This window comes from Acinetobacter sp. YH12239 (genome assembly GCF_013417635.1).
In the GTDB taxonomy this organism is placed as follows: Bacteria; Pseudomonadota; Gammaproteobacteria; order Pseudomonadales; family Moraxellaceae; genus Acinetobacter.
Genome location: NZ_VPDP01000010.1, coordinates 1 through 19,118, shown reverse-complemented (window position 1 = coordinate 19,118; position 19,118 = coordinate 1). Strand labels below are relative to the sequence as shown.

Annotated in this window: 17 protein-coding genes and 6 pseudogenes; 3 read left to right on the top strand and 20 right to left on the bottom strand. The window is 38.0% G+C overall.

The features are described from left to right. Positions 1–69: 69 nt before the first annotated feature. Entirely contained in the window at positions 70–249 is a 180-nt protein-coding gene (locus FTV17_RS09850; RefSeq protein ID WP_035264978.1) for a DNA gyrase inhibitor YacG, read from the top strand. 351 nt (positions 250–600) lie between these two features. On the opposite strand, the gene FTV17_RS09845 is transcribed toward FTV17_RS09850, so the two are convergent. From FTV17_RS09845 to FTV17_RS09825, 5 genes are all read right to left on the bottom strand, one after another. Next, positions 601–1,245, bottom strand: coding sequence for an MBL fold metallo-hydrolase (locus FTV17_RS09845; protein WP_092768141.1), 645 nt, complete (start codon positions 1,243–1,245; stop codon positions 601–603). 14 nt (positions 1,246–1,259) lie between these two features. Beyond that, complete coding sequence (gene hemH / locus FTV17_RS09840) at positions 1,260–2,276, bottom strand: ferrochelatase (RefSeq protein ID WP_179999216.1); 1,017 nt, start codon at positions 2,274–2,276, stop codon at positions 1,260–1,262. 125 nt (positions 2,277–2,401) lie between these two features. Then, positions 2,402–3,364 carry a DUF4062 domain-containing protein gene (locus FTV17_RS09835; RefSeq protein ID WP_179999214.1) on the bottom strand — a complete coding sequence of 321 codons (963 nt, stop codon included), beginning with the start codon at positions 3,362–3,364 and terminating at the stop codon, positions 2,402–2,404. 72 nt (positions 3,365–3,436) lie between these two features. Continuing rightward, entirely contained in the window at positions 3,437–4,321 is an 885-nt protein-coding gene (gene murI / locus FTV17_RS09830; RefSeq protein ID WP_179999212.1) for a glutamate racemase, read from the bottom strand. A 49-nt stretch (positions 4,322–4,370) separates the two neighbouring features. Beyond that, a complete protein-coding gene (locus tag FTV17_RS09825; protein ID WP_035264966.1) occupies positions 4,371–4,982 on the bottom strand; it encodes a DUF1285 domain-containing protein in 612 nt (203 codons plus the stop codon). 183 nt (positions 4,983–5,165) lie between these two features. On the opposite strand from FTV17_RS09825, the gene FTV17_RS09820 reads away from it, so the two are divergent. Next, on the top strand, positions 5,166–6,878 hold the full coding sequence (locus tag FTV17_RS09820) for an electron transfer flavoprotein-ubiquinone oxidoreductase (protein ID WP_179999210.1): 1,713 nt from the start codon (positions 5,166–5,168) through the stop codon (positions 6,876–6,878). An 88-nt stretch (positions 6,879–6,966) separates the two neighbouring features. Here the strand turns inward: FTV17_RS09820 and FTV17_RS09815 are convergent, their stop codons facing one another. From FTV17_RS09815 to FTV17_RS09770, 12 genes and pseudogenes are all read right to left on the bottom strand, one after another. Beyond that, positions 6,967–8,115, bottom strand: a complete 1,149-nt coding sequence (locus FTV17_RS09815; RefSeq protein WP_179999207.1) for an Imm72 family immunity protein — start codon at positions 8,113–8,115, stop codon at positions 6,967–6,969. A gap of 3 nt (positions 8,116–8,118) precedes the next feature. Then, positions 8,119–8,250, bottom strand: coding sequence for a hypothetical protein (locus FTV17_RS15535; protein ID WP_257219924.1), 132 nt, complete (start codon positions 8,248–8,250; stop codon positions 8,119–8,121). A 33-nt stretch (positions 8,251–8,283) separates the two neighbouring features. Next, on the bottom strand, positions 8,284–9,282 hold the full coding sequence (locus FTV17_RS09810; protein WP_257219923.1) for a hypothetical protein: 999 nt from the start codon (positions 9,280–9,282) through the stop codon (positions 8,284–8,286). Beyond that, positions 9,275–9,555, bottom strand: a pseudogene (locus FTV17_RS09805) (type VI secretion system Vgr family protein); the annotation flags it as partial. The gene FTV17_RS09810 and the pseudogene FTV17_RS09805, both read right to left, overlap by 8 nt. A 290-nt stretch (positions 9,556–9,845) precedes the next feature. Continuing rightward, positions 9,846–10,085, bottom strand: a pseudogene (locus FTV17_RS15635) (PoNe immunity protein domain-containing protein); the annotation flags it as partial. A 99-nt stretch (positions 10,086–10,184) separates the two neighbouring features. Further along, a complete protein-coding gene (locus FTV17_RS09795; RefSeq protein WP_179999205.1) occupies positions 10,185–11,252 on the bottom strand; it encodes a PoNe immunity protein domain-containing protein in 1,068 nt (355 codons plus the stop codon). 209 nt (positions 11,253–11,461) lie between these two features. Continuing rightward, positions 11,462–12,529: a PoNe immunity protein domain-containing protein gene (locus tag FTV17_RS09790; protein WP_179999203.1), complete on the bottom strand. Its 1,068-nt coding sequence runs from the start codon at positions 12,527–12,529 to the stop codon at positions 11,462–11,464. Positions 12,530–12,533: 4 nt separating this feature from the next. Further along, a pseudogene (locus FTV17_RS15525) lies at positions 12,534–12,674 on the bottom strand (hypothetical protein); the annotation flags it as partial. 58 nt (positions 12,675–12,732) lie between these two features. Next, a complete protein-coding gene (locus FTV17_RS09785; RefSeq protein WP_179999200.1) occupies positions 12,733–13,800 on the bottom strand; it encodes a PoNe immunity protein domain-containing protein in 1,068 nt (355 codons plus the stop codon). Positions 13,801–13,804: 4 nt separating this feature from the next. Beyond that, a pseudogene (locus tag FTV17_RS09780) lies at positions 13,805–14,311 on the bottom strand (hypothetical protein); the annotation flags it as partial. Further along, a pseudogene (locus FTV17_RS09775) lies at positions 14,302–14,544 on the bottom strand (hypothetical protein); the annotation flags it as partial. The pseudogenes FTV17_RS09780 and FTV17_RS09775, both read right to left, overlap by 10 nt. Further along, positions 14,544–14,930 carry a hypothetical protein gene (locus tag FTV17_RS09770; RefSeq protein WP_218945330.1) on the bottom strand — a complete coding sequence of 129 codons (387 nt, stop codon included), beginning with the start codon at positions 14,928–14,930 and terminating at the stop codon, positions 14,544–14,546. The pseudogene FTV17_RS09775 and the gene FTV17_RS09770, both read right to left, overlap by 1 nt. 56 nt (positions 14,931–14,986) lie before the next feature. On the opposite strand from FTV17_RS09770, the pseudogene FTV17_RS09765 reads away from it, so the two are divergent. Next, positions 14,987–15,190 (top strand): annotated as a pseudogene (locus tag FTV17_RS09765) (4Fe-4S dicluster domain-containing protein); the annotation flags it as partial. Between the two features lie 88 nt (positions 15,191–15,278). Here the strand turns inward: FTV17_RS09765 and FTV17_RS09760 are convergent. From FTV17_RS09760 to FTV17_RS09750, 3 genes are all read right to left on the bottom strand, one after another. Next, positions 15,279–16,379 (bottom strand): Imm72 family immunity protein, encoded by a 1,101-nt coding sequence (locus FTV17_RS09760; protein WP_179999198.1) that lies wholly within the window; start codon positions 16,377–16,379, stop codon positions 15,279–15,281. A gap of 11 nt (positions 16,380–16,390) precedes the next feature. After that, complete coding sequence (locus FTV17_RS09755; RefSeq protein ID WP_179999196.1) at positions 16,391–17,872, bottom strand: hypothetical protein; 1,482 nt, start codon at positions 17,870–17,872, stop codon at positions 16,391–16,393. Further along, positions 17,869–19,118: type VI secretion system Vgr family protein (locus FTV17_RS09750; protein WP_179999194.1), on the bottom strand; the 1,250-nt coding region annotated here is incomplete at its 5' end. The genes FTV17_RS09750 and FTV17_RS09755, both read right to left, overlap by 4 nt.

Genomic DNA, 19,118 nt, shown 5'->3' with positions numbered 1-19,118 from the left:
ACGCGACAAGTCTAGCAACTCTAGATGCTTTTGCCTATTTTAGCTGTTTTATTTTACTAGGATTCATTTATGCCAAAAACATTTCCATGCCCACGCTGTGGACAGCCTAGTCAATGGACTGGCAATGAATTTCGTCCATTTTGTTCTGAACGATGCAAACTTATCGATTTAGGAGCTTGGGCAAATGATGAATATCGCCTTCCAACACAGGATTCTCCTCAAGCTGATCAAGGGGAATATCATGAATAATGCCAACTTTGCTCAATATTAAAAGAATAATTCAATTATATTTACACAAACAAAAAAATTAGCTTTTTTAAGAAAACTCAATAAATGTGATTTTATTTAAGTTTATGTTGTGATATTGTGATAACAATCACATTAAAACAACAATTCTACTTTCATAAATACATGAGACTTTATAAATTCACATTCACACTCAGTATAATTTTATCTTGCCTAGGCCTCCTTTTTGCAGGTCTAGGCATTTATCAACATGATTTCGTCTTGATTTTAATCTCTGCACTATTTGTGTTAGCCGCTGCCCTTCTCTTTTGGGAATTGAATGACATCAATCGAGATCACTTTTTTCGTTTTTAATTAACCAGCTTTACCTGCCACAAAAGGGTTAAACTTTTTCTCATAGCCAATGGTACTGATTGGACCATGCCCTGAAATAAACTGTGTTTCATCTGGCAAACTAAAACATTCTCTCTCAATCGAATCCAGCAACTGTTGATGATTTCCCTTGGGAAAATCTGTTCGACCAATTGAACCCTTGAAAAGAACATCGCCAGTCCATAACAAGCCATAGTTAGCATTATAGAACATGACGTGGCCAGGCGTATGACCGGGAGCGAATCGAACCTCAAAGGACTCATCCCCTAATTTTAAAGTTTCACCACCTTCAAGCCACTGATCAACCACAACAGGTTCAGGTATCGGAAACCCATATCGTGCTGAAACTTCCTGAATCATATCTAACCAAAATGCATCTTCTTTATGAGGACCAATTACTGGAATACCCCACTCTCTCGCCAATGCTCCGACCGCACCAGCATGATCAAGATGACCATGAGTTAACCATAGCTCCTTCACTGTTAAGTCTAACTCTTGCACAACTTGCATAATTTTTTCAGGCTCACCACCTGCATCAATTAACACAGCTTCTTTGGTCTCTTGATCCCAAACCAATGAACAATTTTGCTGAAATGCTGTCACAGGAATAATTTTAACTTGAAGCATAGGAACCTTTAAATTTACGCAGAATGTTGGAGGGTAATCTTGAGTGCATCCAGTTGAGCTTCTACTAAATCGACCAACAAATCAATATGTGCTGCATCAGTGTTTAACGCTGGAATATAAGCATAGTCTTTCCCGCCCGCTGTTTTAAAGGTTTCGGCATTTTCCACAGCCAACTCTTCTAAAGTCTCTAAGCAATCTGCTGAAAAAGCAGGGCTGAGCACATGGACAGATTGAACTCCTTGTTGTCCCCATTCAGTCAGCAACGCATCTGTATATGGCTTGACCCACTCCTGTTTACCGAATCGTGATTGGAAACTGATAGCCCATTCATCGTCACGTAATCCCAGAGCCTCTGCGACTTTTTTCGCTGTAACTCTACAACGGTCGGCATATGGATCACCTTTATCTGCATAAGGCTGAGGAATCCCATGGAAAGACATTAATAATTTTTCCGCTTTACCGTGTTGCGCCTGAAAAACCTGAACACTCTTTGCCAAAGCCTGAATAAATTTTGGATGTTGATAATAATCGCGTATTAAACTTAAGCCAGGTAAATTTCTCTGCGTTAAAACCCATTTCGCCAATGCATCATACAAAGGTGCTGTAGATGTCGCTGAATATTGAGGAAAAAGTGGAAATAAAATGACGTGATCTTGCGGTGTCTGAGAAAGTTTTTTTAGAACCTCATGAATACTAGGATGACCATAAGTCATCGCAGGAACGACCTGAACATCAAAATCTGGATAATCTTGAATAACTTTTTGACGGATTAAATCTGTTTGCTTCAACAGAATTTCACGCATAGGTGAATCTTCATTCCACACCTGCGCATATGCTTCAGAAACATGCTTTGGTCGAAATGGTAAAACAAAACAATGTAAGATAATTTTCCACAAAAACGATGGAATCTCAATCACACGCTGATCAGATAAAAACTGTTTTAGAAAAGTTCGTACCGCAGGCACTGTCGGGGCATCTGGTGTTCCCAAGTTGGCAATAATTACGGTGATTTTCGGCTTTAACTCAGACATCTGATCCACATCAATTCACTGTTTAATTGAGAAATACTTTATCAGAGTCTAAGTAAATTCGGCGTGATTTTATGATTGCTTTTTAAAATGTGAATGACAGAGAAAAACTATCATATGAACTTGATCTATTTATTCATGCATTTCCATAACATCCGCTGACGATCATCTCGTCCTACAGGAATGATCCATTCATTATTACGCATTTGTTGCTTGATGGTATGCAATGCACGTACATTAATCTGTGCTCTAGATACCATATGTGCCTTAGGAAGTTGCAATTGAGCATCGACCAGCCCCGTATCAGTCAAATACTGATTCAACACTTTAGAATAAAAATCTTCTGGTGTTGCTTGGGAAAATTGAGACTCAAGAACAGTATAAATTTCATGCCATCGCATGGATCGTATACAAATAATTTCTTTAAAATGACTATCAACATAAGCATGCATACGATAATCAAAACTGAATTGATCATCCCATTCTATTCTAGGCAAAGATAGAAAAGGATCGACTTCAGATTTGGCTTGTTCCATTTTTGCTTGTGCCAGCTGAGCTCTTAATCGATCAATCTCATCTTGTTTTGCTTGAATGCTTTGTGGTCTTACCCAACCCAAAACAGGGTAACGCTCAAGCATTTGAGGCATATGAGACCTGAGTGCAAGCTCTAATTCACGAGCACTTTTAAAACATACGACCTGATCAACTTCTTGAATGATCTGTTGACGGAAATTTTGAAAGCGCTGTTGAAGATCCACTTCATGCTCTCGTAAATGCTCCTCACGCGATTCTGGCTGTTCATGCATAAATACAATAATGGGCTTTTGCTTCGTCACTGCATAGATATATTCCAAGTGCATGTAACTAATACCAGAGACAGATTGCTCACCATACTGGCTTCCTAAAAGCAGAAGTACATAATCACAATCATCAATTTGACGGCGTGCAAAAGCGGTTGTTACAGGTGTTCTTTGTTCTAAACCCCAGGAAAAAAAGCCCATACCGATCAGCGTTTGAGACACAACCATACGCTCTGGCTGCATCTCTTTACCAGAAGTTGTAATAAACACTTGGTAACGCTTATCTAGCATGCCTTAATCCAATCCTGCATCTAGGTAAAAATGCCCTATTCATAAGGCTTAAAATGTATAGCTTGATATTGATCATTCTTCTTCGAATGTATCAGTTAAATTTTCAATTGACCATAGTATTTCATGCCCGATCATATTTTGTAATACAGGCTGAAGTTCAAGCGCATTTCCACCACTGACGACACAACGCAACTGCACTGATTTGTCATATGGTTGAGTTGCATTGAATTTATTTTTGATAAGGACTCTTGCTGTTTGGCGTGCAACAGCAAATCCAGAATCAACCAAAGTCAGTCGCTCTGCATAAAGATGCTCAATTGCTGATTTTAAAAATGGATAATGCGTACAACCCAACACCAAAAAATCGGCTTGATCTTGCATGACGGGATCAAGTATCCGTTGTAATGTTGCTATACAGGCTTGCGAATTTTGTTGCCCAGATTCAACAAAAGGAACCAAATCCAAACTGGTGACTTGATGAACTTTAACACCTAAAGGATCTGCAAAATTCTGCATTACATCCTTGATTAACTGACCTCTAAAAGTCGCTGGAGTCGCCAATACAGCCACCACTTTAGACTGTGTCTGTAACACTGCAGGTTTTAACGCAGGAACCAACCCAATGATCGGAAATCGCTCACCATAATGCGTCCTTAAGTAATCCAGACTAAAAGCTGATGCCGTATTACACGCAACAACCGCAACTTTACATCCTTGACGATACAACCACTCAATTGCATGTGCTGTGAGCTGACGAATATCTTGATCTTCGCGCGGACCATAAGGGACATGAGCTGTATCTGCATAGTAAAGGATATGCTCATTGGGTAAATATTTTGCTATTTCCAATGCAACAGATAAACCACCAATACCCGAGTCGAAAATACCAATAGGGGCATGTTCAAGTGCATGAGGCATAGGCTCATTAGAGCTCGGTTGGGGTAAAATTGCAGACATCTCAACGACTACTTTTATGATGCTTAAATGAATGGGCTAAGCTTAAACCTCAAGTCCCTAATTGCAATAGCAAATTACCACTTTTTAAATTCAAAACTGATTCACCTTGCTCATTTTCGCTCAACTCCCCCATTTCAACTAAATGAAAAAAAGTTGATCGTTGTATCAATGCGTTGATGCCGAAACGCACATGCACGTAAGGACGCATCTCTCCTTGAAAATCACGCATAAAGATTGGATGATCTTGATCCACAATAATGAGATCTTGAGTGGTCGTTGTTAGCTGTAGATAGGAAAGCCCTTGAATCTCGACTTGATCTACCTGATTGACCAATAAAGGTTCATCTTCGACTTCAATTTCGATTTGCTCAACGGGTGTTTTTAAGTAAAATTTGTTGTCTTCTTTCCACAGTACTGTCGAGAATAGGTCAATGAGGCTTTGTCTTTTAATCAATTGACCTTCGTGCCACCATTCACCATTCGCTTTTACTTTCAAATCCATTGAGCCACAATGCTTTGGGTTCCATTGTTCAAGAGGTGGGATTGACCTTTTGTGACTTGACTGTGCATCTTTTAGATATTGTACGATATTGATTAAGTTTTTATCATCAGGTACAAGTGAATCAGGCTGTGCTGTTATAGAATCATTTTGTTTTACCATGGTTTATGCCCTGCTGACGGAAAATAAAGCGACTCAGCCAATTGGCTTGATCAAGGTTTGAACCTATACTAGCGCAAAATATATAAAAGGTACGAGAGCAAAATTGTACCTGCAACTAAGAACACTCATGGCAGCACCGTCGGAATTATCGGTTGCCACCCTTTACTTTATGAGGAGTCCTTTATGGAACACATCGAACGTGAATCGATGGAGTTTGACGTTGTAATCGTTGGAGCGGGCCCTGCGGGTCTTTCAGCTGCGATCAAAATCCGTCAACTTGCAATTGAAAACAACCTCAACGATTTATCTGTATGTGTCGTTGAAAAAGGCTCTGAAGTAGGTGCGCATATTCTTTCTGGTGCTGTGCTTGAACCACGCGCTATTAATGAATTGTTCCCAAATTGGAAAGAAGAAGGTGCGCCTTTAAACGTACCTGTTACAGAAGATGAAACGTACTTCCTTCTTTCAGATCAAAAATCTCAAAAAATGCCTCATGCTTTTGTGCCTAAAACAATGCACAACGACGGTAACTATGTCATCTCTCTGGGTAACGTCGTACGCTGGTTAGGACAAAAAGCTGAAGAGCTTGAAGTATCCATTTTCCCAGGCTTCGCAGCAGCGGAAATTCTGTATCATGCTGATGGTACTGTAAAAGGTATCCAAACAGGTGATATGGGTATTGGTAAAGATGGTGAGCCAACACATAACTTTACACCAGGCTATGAGCTCCATGCGAAATACACTTTATTCGCTGAAGGCTGCCGTGGTCACTTAGGTAAACGCCTAATCGCTCAATTCAGCTTAGATAAAGATGCTGATCCTCAACATTACGGTATCGGTATTAAAGAACTTTGGGAAATCGATCCAGCGAAGCACAAACCAGGTAAAGTCATGCACGGTGCGGGTTGGCCTTTAACTGAAACTGGTTCATCTGGTGGTTGGTGGTTATATCACGCTGAAAATAACCAAGTATCATTGGGTATGATTGTCGACTTATCTTACCAAAACCCACATATGTATCCATTCATGGAAATGCAACGTTGGAAAACACATCCATTAATTAAAGATGTATTGGAAGGTGGTAAACGTATTTCTTACGGTGCACGTGCAGTGGTTAAAGGTGGTTTTAACTCTCTTCCAAAATTCACCTTCCCAGGCGGAAGCTTAATTGGTGATGATGCTGGCTTCTTGAACTTTGCAAAAATTAAAGGTTCACACACTGCTATGAAATCAGGCATGTTATGTGGTGAAGCTGTATTTGAAGCAATTAAAGCTGGTGTAGAAAAAGGCGGCGACCTTGCAATTGCTCGTGTGACAGAAGGCGAAGATTTCTTTGCTAAAGAGTTAACGTCATATATAGAGAAATTTAACAACAGTTGGTTAAAAGAAGAGTTATATAATGCTCGTAACTTTGGCCCTGCAATGCATAAGTTTGGTACATTCTTCGGTGGTGCATTCAACTTTATCGACCAAAATGTATTCAAAGTTCCGTTCACTTTACGTGATTTGACACCTGACTACAGTGCTTTAAAAACTGTTGATGCAGTGAACTTCAAACCAAACTATCCAAAACCAGATGGTAAGCTTACATTTGACCGTTTATCTTCAGTGTTTGTTTCAAATACAGTACACGAAGAAAACCAGCCAGCGCATTTAAAATTAACTGATCCATCAATTCCAGTAAACGTTAACCTTCCTCAATGGGATGAGCCTGCTCAGCGCTACTGCCCTGCTGGTGTATACGAAATCATGGAAAATGATGATGGTTCTAAGCGTTTCCAAATTAATGCTGCGAACTGTGTTCACTGTAAGACTTGTGATATTAAAGATCCGTCACAAAATATTACTTGGGTTGTACCTGAGGGTGCGGGTGGTCCGAACTATCCGAATATGTAATCTCGTTTGAGATCAAAAAAACCCGCGTAAGCGGGTTTTTTATTAAACTTCCATCAATGCGAAAGTTTTCACCTTGAACGATATAATTTTATTCTTCTCCATCAAACTGCCAGTACACCTCGCCCCAATCACTTTCATAATTTGGAAAGATCTCACCCTGTTTAAAGTATTGCCGTGAATTTGATTTCGCTGTTGTATACCAATAGCCAGCTTTAGGACAAACCTGCCCAGCCGCTATACTTAATTTTTCAGTTGATTCAGTTTCGGGTTGATTGGATTGTTTTCCTATATTTTCTATATCAAAAATATAATTCTTTTCTTCCTCGGGTATGGTTCCATCTATATAGCGATTGTCTTCCCAAATTAAACGCCATTTAACATCATACCAATCGTCAGTACCATCTAACTGATATTGAGTTGCTGTAGTACCTTCCAAAAAATAGTTAGGACAACCTACTTTTCCATTAATTGGCAACCATGGCTCATAAATACCTGTGATATATACTTCTTCACCCGTAGCTATTTCTTCTTTTGAGTCTAAATTAAAAGGTGGACACATAGGAATCGGTTCAGGATAAACTCTTAACGGTGGCCATTCTTTAGAGAAAAAAATTGTCTCATATGACCATTTTATTGAAGCCCGCATAGTCTCTTTATCTAAATATGCAAAAGGATCACGATCTGTTTTAACAGAAGCTAGAGATCTTATACACAGACTGCGCAAACTTAATGCAATCAAAACTAAATTTACATAATTAGAGTGATCCACCTTAGTGGATACAGAATACATTCTAGGATCTATTGGCATAAAAAGATCAGTACTTTTTGAATATCCCAAACCCAGCAAAATATAAAAAGGGTCATCAACAATACCATTTTCATCAGCATATCTATCAAACATTCTGTCTGAAATGTCAGGTCCTAAGAATGTAATATAAGCTTCTTTCTTATATTTTGTTGTCTTTAATAGATTCAATCCTTGTTCTAGTTGAACCATTTTCTCCAAAAAATGAATATATTCTCCTTCGTGTCTTTTTTGTAGGTGATCTGAGAATTGGTGTTGAAGCACTTTTTTCGGTGGATTTCTTAATTGTCTTTCAAAAGCATCTAAAAATTGTTGGTATAAGACACGTATCTGATCTAAAAACGTATAACTCGTGTATTTCTTAATTAAATAAAATGCTTTATTTCGTGATTCTTGCTCTTGCATTGGTGCCATAAATTTTGGGTTTAACATAGATTAACGCTTCTCAGTCTGTTTATTTTGTTGATATTCAACACCTGCACGTGTAGTTGAAGAAATTCCTCTTAATACTTGACCTTGTTGTACAATTTTCGCTGATCGTTCACGCTTTTCCAAATACTCCACCATTGTTTCACTTTGAGTTGGTATTTTTGAATCGTTCTAGTTTGTCGGTTTTTCTTTGAGGATTTTATCGATGTATTCTTTAACAGGTAAATTATGAGGATCTCTAAAGTTTATAAAAATTTGAATATCACCACCCGGTAGTAACAGATTAGTAGCTTGATGACCTTTTTCTAAGCTACTCTCATTATCAAGCTGTTCTGCAATCTTTCCACGCCAGACACGTAAACCATCCCAATCATCAGATACTCTTATGCCTAACTTTCTCATTTCAGCAATAGTAGGTACATGATCTAAAACAACATAAGCACCATTAGTACCCCATGCCCCTTTTACTGCACAGTCCAAACGCCACGCTTTACCATTTTCTGACATTTTTTCTGCCCAATATCCCCCAGATTTGCTAGGATTTACTCTTTCCACCACTCGAAATAGTGGAACTTTTGAACCTGCTTTTAATAATTTAGGTTGAATTGGCACTTTAATACTAAATGAGTGAATATCTGGAAAAATTTTTTCACCTAGGGGACCATCTTTTTTATATGCCCTCAAATCTGGCCATCCGTCCTTATGATTATAGTGACTTAAAGATGCTGGTTTATGCCCTTTGCTTGCAATCGTCTTTTTTGCCGTAGAGGCTAAACGTGCTTCTGTGGTTAAAACCTTAGTTTCTCCACCACCTATCTTCGCACCAGCCTTATTCATCTGGTTGATCATTTGAGATCGAACTTTATTTAATGCACTGTCCAACTCTTTAATTGCAGAAGGAATCATTTTATCTGCGAGTTTGGCAAGTTTATCTAACTCAGGTAAAAATGAGTTTAATTGTTGTTGTACATGCTTAGGTAGAACAACGCTCGTTTTTGATAAGAAAAACTGAATCGAGGATTTTAATGGCGCAATAAAATTTTTAAACTCGGATAAAATCTTAGTTTTTGAAAATTTAAGTGTGTTTAAAAATTTAATTGGGTCTCCACAACCCATTTTTTTTAAAGCAGCTTTAATTTCAACTCGATCTTCTGTGGAAATAATCTGCACTGAGGTGGATGTCTTCGTTACTTTCTACGGCAATTGAACTTGGTGAAGCCAAGAGCATGATCGCTTGTTTGAAAACCGCGGCTTTGCTTTGGTCTTCGCTCTCTAAGTTTTTGAGGTAGCCCTATAGGTTTTCGAGTAAGCTCAGTGGATCAGTTTGTTGATTTTTTGCCACTTCACTGAGGTCTTTCGCTTGTTGCTGTTTGTAGGTAGAGATGAGTATACCTTCTCCTGCACGCACTGCCCCCATTGATCTGTTCTGAGTTCAAAGATTTCATCATAAGGGGTAGCATGACAATGCGTTCAATTAAATAAAAGCCTAGAATGACTTTCTATTCTTCACCGTCATATATCCAATATTCTTCGCCCCAGTCTTTGCTAGATTTATTCATTACGGTTCCTTTGGTGAAATACAGTCGTTTTGCTTTATCATTAGATAAAATCCAATAACCTGTTTTTGGACATTTATCCCCACCTTTGATTTTAATTTTTTCTACTGAATCTTGTGTTTGTACTTTTTCTGATTGTGCTTTAGAAAAATCAACTAAATCTTTCGGATAAAATTAGTGCTCTCGATAAGTTGTATCATCAATATCTAACAACCATGTAACAGCTGCCGCTTCCCATGACCAACAACCAAAATAACTGATACCTGATCTAATATCAGGTTGTGGATGTTGATCATGATAAGGTTCACGACGACTGGCTTCATACCAATCTTCTAAGTATTGCAACATCATCGCTGGACGTTTTTCAGGTGCAGCATCAAAAACTTTAATGAGCTTACGATAAGGCAAATGCATTTTTCATGATGATCGAATTTATCGCCTGTAATTATGACTAGGCTTTATCATAAAAAAATAAGCCACCCTACAAGGATGGCTAAATCTTGCGATATTCTAAGTTTATTTTTCACCATCAAAATACCAATATACTTGACCCCAGTCTTGTTCTGAAAGCATTGGTAAAATGTCACCTTTATTAAAGTGCAGACGTTGATTTGGCTGAGCAGGTGTCGTCCAAAAACCAGTTTTAGAACATTTTTCACCGCCTCGTACTTTAATTTTTTCTACCGAATCTTGTGTTTGTACTTTTTCTGATTGTGCTTTAGCAAAATCGACTAAATCTTTCGGATAAAATTGATGCTCTCGATAAATGGTGTCATCAATATCTAATAGCCATGTCACAGCTGCGGCTTCCCATGACCAATAACCATAATAAAGGAAACCGTCATCAATATCAGCCCGAGGGTGCTGGTCATGGTATGGTTCACGACGACTGGCTTCATACCAATCTTCTAAGTATTGCAACATCATGGCTGGACGCTTTGCTGCATCAGCATCAAAAACTTTAATGAGCTTACAATAGGGCAAATGACGACGTGCATCATTCGGTGGTGTGCCTCGATCTGTTACAAATGGAGCAATCAATCGCTCGATTAAACCATCTTTTTCTTGTCCTTCAGGCGTAGCTTCTGTGTAGTCGATAATCTGCATAATCCGATTCATTTGATCTGCATAGCCTGTCAGTAAACCAAAGCATATCAATCGTAAAGCAATATCCCAATAATCTTCTGTTCCCAAAGCGATATGCCAAACATAACGTCCTTCTGCTTCTGTACTTTGATGGTACTGAGCATGAATATCTGCATATTCTTCCATCCAGTTTAAAATGTATGGATATAGTTCTTGAATAAAGCGTATACCACCACCTGCAGAATATTGTAAAGATATTAAATTTAAAACATCTAGTAACCTTTGATGACCTGCCGCCATTTTTTTACTAGCTTTACTACCTGTTTTATATTTTTGAAAACCATCAGTTACTGAATAAATACCATTAAGAAACGTATCAAACCTTCGGCTATACATTTCATGTTGTAATAGATTATCTCTGTAATTTTTATTAATCAGTATTTTTTGCTTAAACCACTCTTCCCAATTAATATCTATATCATTTACTTGACTATTCAATCTTCTTACTCCGGTAAAATATCATTCGGTAAAACAAATTCTAATTTAATCCCATGCGCAGTCACTGACCGTGTGCACTTAATTTTATTTAATTCTTTGCATTTCTCTTGATGAGAAAATTTAGTTATGTCTAAACTTTTGTTATTTGAAATGTCTAACTGAGAATATTATTATAAATAAAAAATAATGCCCCGAAGGGCATATTAAAATTATTCTTCACCATCAAAATACCAATATACTTCACCCCAATCTTGTTCAGAAAGCGTTGGTAAAATCTCACCTTTTTTGAAATATTGGCGTCCATTCGGTTGCGCAGGTGTCGTCCAAAAACCTATTTTCGTGGATTGCTCTCCACCTTTGATTTTAATTTTTTCAATAGTTGTTTCAGCTGAAACCGATTCAGCTTGCGATCTAGCAAAATCAACTAAATCTTTTGGATAAAATTGATGCTCTCGATAAATGGTGTCATCAATATCTAATAGCCATGTCACAGCTGCGGCTTCCCATGACCAATAACCATAATAACTCCTACCAGATCTTAAGTCGGTTTCTGGGTGCTGTTCAAAGTATGGTTCACGCCGACTGGCTTCATACCAATCTTCTAAGTATTGCAGCATCATAGCTGGACGTTTTTCAGGTGCAGTATCAAAAACTTTAATGAGCTTACGATAAGGTAAATGACGACGTGCTTCATTTGGTGGTATGCCTCGATCTGTTACAAATGGAGCAACCAATCGCTCGATTAAGCCATCTTTTTCTTGTCCTTCAGGCGTTGCTTCTGTGTAGTCGATAATCGGCATAATCCGATTCATTTGATCTGCATAGCCTGTCAGTAAACCAAAGCATATCAATCGTAAAGCAATATACCAATAATCTTCAGTTCCTAAAGAAATATGCCAGACATAACGGCCACCTGCATCAGGGCTTAAATTATAAAGATGACTCGTTTCAGCATATTCTTCTGTCCAATGAAGAAGATATGGATAAAGTTCTTTTATAGAATTTAAATCCCCGCCTGCTGAATATTGTAAAGATATCAAGTTCAGAACATCTTTTAATCTTTGATGACCAGATGCTATATATCCACCAAATTTAGAATCATTTTTATAATGGCTAAATCCATCAACAACTGTATATATACCATTAACAAACGTATCAAATCTCTTGTGATACATTTCTTGCTCAAGCAACTTATCTCTAAATAAACTTGTATCTTTTACTTCTAAACTCAACCATTTTTGCCAATCTATTTCTTGATCATTTACTTGTATTGACATACTTTCATCTCTCCAACATCTCGTTTGGTAAAACAAATTCTAATTTAATCCCGTGTGCAGTTACTGTCCGTGTACACTTAGGTTTATTTAAGCCTTTACATTTTTCATGATGATCAAATTTTTCGCCTGTAATTATGACTAGGCTTTATCATAAAAAAATAAGCCACCCTATAAGGATGGCTAAATCTTGCGATATTCTAAGTTTATTTTTCACCATCAAAATACCAATATACTTCACCCCAGTCTTGTTCTGAAAGCATTGGTAAAATGTCACCTCTATCAAAATATTGACGTTCATTTGGTTGGGCTGGAGTCGTCCAATAACCTGTTTTTGGACATTTATCCCCACCTTTGATTTTAATTTTTTCTACTGAATCTTGTGTTTGTACTTTTTCTGATTGTGCTTTAGAAAAATCAACTAAATCTTTCGGATAAAATTGATGCTCTCGATAAGTTGTATCATCAATATCTAACAACCATGTAACAGCTGCCGCTTCCCATGACCAATAACCAAAATAACTGATACCTGATCTAATATCAGGTTGTGGATGTTGATCATGATAAGGTTCACGACGACTGGCTTCATACCAATCTTCTAAGTATTGCAACATCATCGCTGGACGTTTTTCAGGTGCAGCATCAAAAACTTTAATGAGCTTACGATAAGGCAAATGACGACGTGCATCATTCGGTGGTATGCCTCGATCTGTTACAAATGGAGCAACCAATCGCTCGATTAAGCCATCTTTTTCTTGTCCTTCAGGTGTTGCTTCTGTGTAGTCGATAATCGTCATAATTCGACTCATTTGATCTGCATACCCTGTCAGTAAACCAAAGCATATCAATCGTAAAGCAATATACCAATAATCTTCAGTTCCCAAGGAAATATGCCAGACATAACGTCCACCTGCATCAGGGCTTAAATTATAAAGATGACTCGTTTCAGCATATTCTTCTGTCCAATGAAGAAGATACGGGTAAAGTTCTTTTGTAAAATTTAAATCACCACCTGCTGAATATTGTAAGGACATCAAATCTAAAGCATCTCTAATTCTTTGGTGACCAGATGCTATATATCCACCAAACTTAGAATCATTTTTATAATGACTAAATCCATCTACAACGGTATATAGTCCATTTATAAGTTCTTCAAAATTTTCATGATAATCTTGGGCATTTAAAAAATTATCTCTAAATTTTGTTTCATCATTAATCTCTAAAAATTGCCATTTTTGCCAATCTATTTCTTGATCATTTACTTGTATCGACATTCTTTTATCTCTCCAACATCTCATTGGGTAAAACAAATTCTAATTTAATCCCGTGTGCCGTCACTGTCCGTGTGCATTTGGGTTTATTTAAACCTTTACATTTTTCATGATGATCAAATTTATCACCAGTAATAGTGACCAAACTTCGGTCATAAGGACAATGTACTGCAACAACTTTCCCTAATCTTCTTTCTGTAGAAGCCTTAAAATTGACTCTTCTCCATGTTTTAATATCACGAATTAATGAACTATGTTTCGGAATAATTTTGGATGCATCTATTTTGCTCGCAATCCATAAATGCGACATCTGCACACCATCACTCACAGTCGTCCCCACTGAACGTTTAACCTTATCATCTTGGTCTGATGCCATATAAACATCGAGACCCATTTTCAATGCCATCATGGCTGCTTTAGGTGTCATCAGTGATCGATGGCTTAGTGCATTGGTGGCTTTACTGTCTGTTACACGATACTTATGAGCTAGTCGAGCACTATCTGCAATGAAGTCATGGTCGATCTAAAATTAGGTAAGACATGCTCACCCCAAATTACATCGGGTTGTTCAGATATATGCCGATCCCGATAGTCATAAGGAAGGTCTGACATAAAAAGTTCAAGTGCACGCTCAGCAGCGGTGAGCGTCTGCTCAAAAGCATCTACCGGTTCTTTAAAATATTCAGCCGAACTATAGCGTTCAAGTAGGAAAATTTCCTGCGGACGAATTTCAGATGATTGCGACATTATTTTTTATCTCCATACCAATTCTGCTCTAAACGCGGCACACCAACCATATTGGTTTTCGTTTCACCAATTAAACCGCTGTCATAGCCCCACGGTGTTGCCTGACGTTTACTCACCTTATCGCGCACCAAATCATTTGGATCAAGGACAATCTGTGTGCCCCCACCTTCCAGTACAAAGATATTGCCTTTGTTATCTACTTTTTCAACTTTGCCAGCACTGTTTTTAAAGGTTTGACTCTCCGCTGGGCCTTCCCATACATTGATCCCTCCCTTTGATACTTTGTATTTAACAACTTCACCATTATGATTCCATGATGCAAATACCGCAAAATAGCGTCGCCAATCGGCTTTACTCTTAAGTTTTTTATACTCAGCTTCCCTCATCCAACAAATACTGTTATCTAAACTACGTGGATCTAAAACACGATATAAAACTTCACCTTCCTCAATGGGATGAGCCTGCTCAGCGCTACCGCCCTGCTGGCGTATACGAAATCATGGAAAATGATGATGGTTCTAAGCGTTTCCAAATTAATGCTGCGAACTGTGTTCACTGTAAGACTTGTGATATTAAAGATCCGTCACAAAACATTACTTGGGTTGTACCTGAGGGTGCGGGTGGTCCGAACTATCCGAATATGTAATCTCGTTTGAGATCAAAAAAACCCGCGAAAGCGGGTTTTTTATTAAACTTCCATCAATGCGAAAGTTTTCACCTTGAGCGATATAGTTTTATTCTTCTCCATCAAACTGCCAGTACACCTCGCCCCAATCACTTTCAAAATCAGGAAAAATATCGCCTTTTTTAAAGTATTGCCGTGAATTTAATTTCGCTGTTGTATACCAATAGCCTGCTTTAGGGCTAACCTGCCCAGCCGCCATACTTAATTTTTCAGTTGATTCAGTTTCGGGTTGATTGGATTGTTTTCCTATATTTTCTATATCAAAAATATAATTCTTTTCTTCCTCGGGTATGGTTCCATCTATATAGCGATTGTCTTCCCAAATTAAACGCCATTTAACATCATACCAATCATCTGTGCCTTCTAATTTATATTGAGTAGCTTCCGAACCTTCCAAAAAATAATTTGGGCAACCAACATACACATTATATTCAGGGTCATTGGTTAATTTTTGATAAACGGGTTTTTCAAACCATGGTTCGTAAATGCCTGAAATTTGGATTTCTTCACCTGTATGAATTTGATCTGTTGCATTTTCATTATAATCTGGGCATGGGCTAATCGGTTCAACGATTTGCTTACATGGTGGCCAGTTTGGTTTACTGAATAAAGATTCGTAGCTCCATTTATCGTAAATTCTATCTTCTTTATGGATCACGTACTCCCCAGCATACAGAGTATTAGATACACAAAAAGTCATTGCACTTGCGAGTAATAACTTTAATATATATTTTGTATGATCGTGATTTCCATCAAGATCCCCATAATATCGACCTAATCCCAAATTTTGATAAAAAACATCATCTACTAAGCCATGTTCATCACCATAACGACCAAAAATATTACCGTAAATACTCCCCTCAAATATTAAGTCATATGCATCTTTTTTAGATTCAGTTTTTAGTAATAAATCTAATCCCTTTTCTGAATTATTGATGACATACAAATAATATAAAAATTCTTTTTCGTGATATTCGTGAACACCTATTGTTTGATCTTGTACAGAAGGAGGTGGTTGCCTTAGTTGTTGTTCAAATGCATCCACAAACTCTTTTTTTAGTTTATATATGTGATATAGATATTGGTAACTTGAATATTTTTTAATTAAATAAAAAGTTTGGTCTCTTTCTTTACGATCAATCGTATACATTACAAATTCCTTTACTTCGCCTTATTTTGCTCATGCTTAGTATTTGCTCGACCTGTTGTGGAAGTAGCGCGGGCCACTTGCCCTTGTTGTACCGTTTTACGAGCTTTTTCTCTTGCTTCTAAATAAGCAACCGTATCTTTTAAATTTTCAGGAAGAATGGCATCATTCCAATTGGTTTTTTTAATTTCGATCATTTTATCGATATACGCTTTAATTGGTGCATTATCAGAATGCCTAAAATCAATATAAATTTGCTTTTCCCCTCCAGGTAAAAGTAATTTACTTCCTTCCATCTTATCCATATCAAATTGTTCTGCGACTTTACCTTCCCATGTTTTAAGTCCCTGCCAATTCTTAGGAACGGGAATTCCTAATTTTTTCAACTCGGCAACTGTAGGGATACGATCCAAGGAAACAAATATTCCATTCTTCGACCAGCCACTTTTTACTGCATAGTCGAAACGCCATGCTGTGCCATTATGTGGCATTTTGTCTGCCCAATATGCTCCAGACTTATTTGGATATCTTTTATCTATGATTCGCTTCCAATCAATTTTTGTGCCCGGCTTATATATATTAGCTTCAATATTGGCACTCTTACTAAAAGAAGCAATTACGTCATATTTTTTACTATCTGTATTGTAAAACTTTCTTAAATCTGGCCATCCGTCCTTATGATTATAGTGACTTAAAGATGCTGGTTTATGCCCTTTACTTGGAATCGTTTTTCTAGCAGTAGAAGCTAAACGTGCTTCCGTGGTTAAAACCTTAGTTTCTCCACCACCTATCTTTGCACCAGCTTTATTCATCTGGTTGATCATTTCAGATCGAACTTTATTTAATGCATTATCCAACTCTTTAATTGCAGAAGGAATCATTTTATCTGCGAGTTTGGCAAGTTTATCTAACTCAGGTAAAAATGAGTTTAATTGTTGTTGTACATGCTTAGGTAGAACAACGCTCGTTTTTGATAAGAAAAACTGAATCGAGGATTTTAATCGCGCAATAAAATTTTTAAACTCGGATAAAATCTTAGTTTGGTATTTTGAAAATTTTAGTGTGTTTACAAATTTAATTGGATCGCCATAACCCATTTTCCTAAGAAACGCTAATATTGCGGTTGCAACTTCTGCGGCTTTACTGGCATCTTTAATCACCGTAATGAGTAAGCGCCCAATACCCTTTAATACACCACCAAATATTGGAATAAGTGGCAATAAACACAAAATAACACTAACCCAGTTCAGGACTTTATTTTTCTCTTGTTCACTACCTGCCATGCGATTTGAAATAGCAATTAAATCCCTAACAGCTGTGGCTTCACCTGCGACAGGAAACATACTAATAACTGCATCAAATACGATCTGACCTAAAGTTGATTTTTCGTTAAATTCACCTTGTAAGGCTCCACCTACCCAACTGCCGGCAGCCTTGGTATTCGACCAAAGCTCTGAACCAATTTGAATTATAGCTATTTTATTTTCTGCACTCATTTTTTAGAATCCTTAAGTGCTTGTTGGTATGATTCTTCTAGATCTGAGATGTTCCAATCTGCTTTAAAATTAATATTTTCTTCTGCTTGTGCTACAACTTCATAAGATCTAGCATCTTCCCCAAAAATAATCTCTGCTTCACCATCAGGCGCATCTCTTATATCAGCTATCCCTTCATCATTAGTCACACCTGAAAATATCTGACCATTTGCGTATTTCATTTTAAAGTTTACACCTTTAACAGGCTCATCATCATGATATTTAATTGCAATCTGTTTTCTTATTTCATTTGGCATGAGTGGAAAATTCAACGGCACCTTTGCTCCCCCCACAAATTGATGCTGCCCTGCCTTAACCTCAAACTTACTTGCAGTCGTAGGAAATACCCCTGAAGCATTTATTTTTAGTTGCGAACCACCTGCGGTCAGTACGATTTCTTTCGCACTCGTGATGTCGACATTTGCCTCCGTCGAAATAATCTGAACGCCCTTTCTGGCAATCAGATCAGCATCATCTCCTTGAGCTTGAATCTCGATCTTACCTTTCCCTGCATACAGTCGTGCCCCTTCTTGCGCGGCAAATAAACTGATCTTTTTGCTGGCATGTCCGATGATACTGTCTTGCGTACTGGTGTTGATGCTTCCTTGTGCAATCTGGTTGATCTGTCCATCTGCACTAAGGTAGATGTCTTCGTTACTTTCTATGGCAATTGAACTTGGTGAAGCCAAGAGCATGATCGCTTGTTTAAAAGCCGCGGCTTTGCTTTGGTCTTCGCTCTCTAAGTTCTTGAGATAGCCCTGTAGGTTTTCGAGTAAGTTCAGTGGATCAGTTTGTTGATTTTTTGCCACTTCACTTAATGCTTTGGCGTTGTTTAAGCTACTTTCGAGTTGTTGTTTGGCTTCGCTTGCATCTAAATGGTTTGCTTTGGCTTGTTCTTGTTTGTAGGTGGAGATGAGTATGCCTTCGCCCGCTCGTACTGCACCCCATTGGTCAGTTCTGAGTTCGAAACCTTCGCCTCGTCCTTCACTTTCTGCGGTTGCTTTGGGATGACTGAGATTCCCTAGGTTGAGTTGGCTCGCCCCGTGGGTGTTTTGCAGTTGGGTGGAGATTTGTCCTGTAGTGTCATCAAAGCGGAGTTGTCCATAGCCTTCGCCTTGGACTTCTTTACTTTTAATCCCTGCGAGTTTTTTGGTGTCCGGCAGTTGGCCTTGACTGTCAAATCGGGTTGGGCTGCGTTGGGCTTCAT